At 56.6% G+C, this 2,169-nt stretch carries 1 protein-coding gene and 1 pseudogene; one reads left to right on the top strand and one right to left on the bottom strand.

The annotated features are described in order from the left end of the window. A partial coding sequence (locus tag IT775_RS21100) for a hypothetical protein (RefSeq protein WP_212703223.1) occupies nucleotides 1-683 on the top strand: 683 nt, incomplete at its 5' end. A gap of 94 nt (nucleotides 684-777) precedes the next feature. Here IT775_RS21100 and IT775_RS21095 read toward each other — a convergent pair. Continuing rightward, nucleotides 778-2,012: pseudogene (locus tag IT775_RS21095) on the bottom strand (IS3 family transposase). Nucleotides 2,013-2,169: the final 157 nt, after the last annotated feature.

The following is a 2,169-nucleotide window of genomic DNA, read 5'->3' as shown; positions in this document are numbered from 1 at the left end:
TGCCCGAAGGTCTTCCTCTCCGCAATCGCGCTCGCTGCAACCGTCATCTATTGGCTATGAGTCCTGACCCTAGTAAAATCCGCAATGCTCACGCCATATCGCTGTTCAAACTGTTCGGCGCATTTTCCCTGACCGTAGACGAAGACATGCCGGTAGATATTGGACAGGTTGTCGGAGCCTACCTGCCATGGGAACTGCCGGTTGGCGATCCGCGCGAGCTCCAGCCAAATGTCTTTTTTAAATCCTCCGAGTTTAAGTTCCTTGTTCTCGAGTTTTCGCAGCCGCCCGGCGCAGGCGAGAGCATTTCCATAGTGGTTGTTATACAACCACTTGACCTGAGGCCCCCTCTTCTTTTGCGTAGTGAGGACCTCGTTGGCGAGCGTTTCGATCTCCCATTTGTAGATGGCGGCTGGATTCGGGACCTCCGCGCCTATTGCCTCCGGTGGGACCGTGTTTCTGTCAAGAAAGCGCAACCCATGTTCGGCATTTTGAGTCTGAAGAATGTTCGTCGCCCAGAGAAGTTGGAGAAAATCCTCATCCTTCGCACAACTCAGGAGCTTGAGAAGCGCCTTCTTGTGATGCCTGTGCATGAAAGTCTACTTTCGATGGTTTCACTAACCGCAAATACAATCCAAATTGCGCTCTGCGGCAACCGAAAACCCGGAAACCCAGAAACTCAGTAGTAGCCAGTGCGCTAGTTAGAAAGGGATCGGAGATGTCGAGGTAGTCGTGAACATGTGAGCTACTCCCCAAACCTTGGACAGTTTCCAGCGTAATTTAAGCTACTTTTTGCTCCTGCTGATCGGGTTGAATTTCTTCTTTTCTCAGCCAATAGACCACGGCTGGCGGTCTGCCGCCAAGGGCGGAATGAGGGCGCTTGCGGTTGTAGAAATCGATCCATTTCCCGACGCCCGCCTTTGCCTCCGATCCGGTCTCCCAGGCGTGCAGGTAGACGCACTCGTATTTCAGGCTCCGCCAGAGCCGTTCGACGAAGATATTGTCGAGGAACCGGCCTTTGCCATCCATGGAGATGCGCACGCCTGAGCGCCGTAACTTGTCGGTCCAGACAAACGAAGTGAATTGGCTGCCTTGGTCGGTGTTCATGATTTCTGGCGGGCCGAACTTATGGATGGCCTCGTTCAGCGCCTCGACGCAGAACGAGGCTTCCAGCGTGTTCGAGATGCGCCAGGCCAAAACCTTGCGCGTGTGCCAATCCATGATCGCCACCAGATACAAGAACCCGCGCCGCATCGGCAGATAGGTGATGTCTGCGGCCCAGACCTGGCCGGGCCGATCCACGCGCAGTCCCCTGAGCAGGTAGGGATAGGTTTTATACCCCTTTGCCGCCTTGCTGGTGCTGGGCTTCTGGTTCCCTCTCGTGACATTGCTGCGCAATGCACTGCCGGTCGACGGGTCGGCATCAGGCTCATCAACTGCATCAGCCGGCGGATGCGCTTTTCGTTGATCAGGTGTCCCTCGTTGCGCAAGTGCCATGTCATCTGCCGCACCCCGAAGAACGGTGTCTCAAGGAATTGTTCATCAATTTGGCGCATGAGCGCGAGGTTCAGCGCCGTCTCGCCCTTCGGCCGGTAGTAGAACGATGACCGCGAGATCGACAGCAGTCGGCACTGCTTGCCCCTTTCGGCAGATTGCTTCGCAATCGCCTGCCGGGCAGTGGATGGGCAGATCCGGATTGGCTGGCTCGATCATCTCCCGCCTCACTTTCCGGCCCACAGCTTGAGCTTTCTGGACAAAAAATCGTTGGCCACAGCCAGCTCCCCGATCTTGGCGTGCAGCTCCTTGACCTGCTCCTCGTCAATCTCGGGGGCTTTCTTGCCACCACGTTCGAACACGCCGGATGCGCCTTCCAGCAGCGCCCGCTTCCAGGCGTGGATCATCGTCGGATGAATCCCGAACCGGCTCGCCAGCTCGGCCACTGTCTGCTCACCCTTCAGCGCTTCAAGCGCCACCTTCGCCTTGAACTCAGGCGAATGCTGCTTCCGTTTCGACATCTCTGATCTCCTTCTAGTCGAAGATCAGCAGACAGCAAATCGTAGCTTACGTCAGCGTCCGATTTTCGGGGGGTAGCTCATAGGCTGGCACACCCCGCATGATGAACAGGTCGCTCAAGGCATCGATCACGTCGCCCGAGTTCAGCTTGCGCTTCAC

Origin of the sequence: Thalassovita aquimarina, assembly GCF_018219815.1 — a bacterium.
Taxonomy (GTDB): Bacteria; Pseudomonadota; Alphaproteobacteria; order Rhodobacterales; family Rhodobacteraceae; genus Thalassobius; species Thalassobius aquimarinus.
This window is presented reverse-complemented; position numbering and strand designations above follow the sequence as displayed.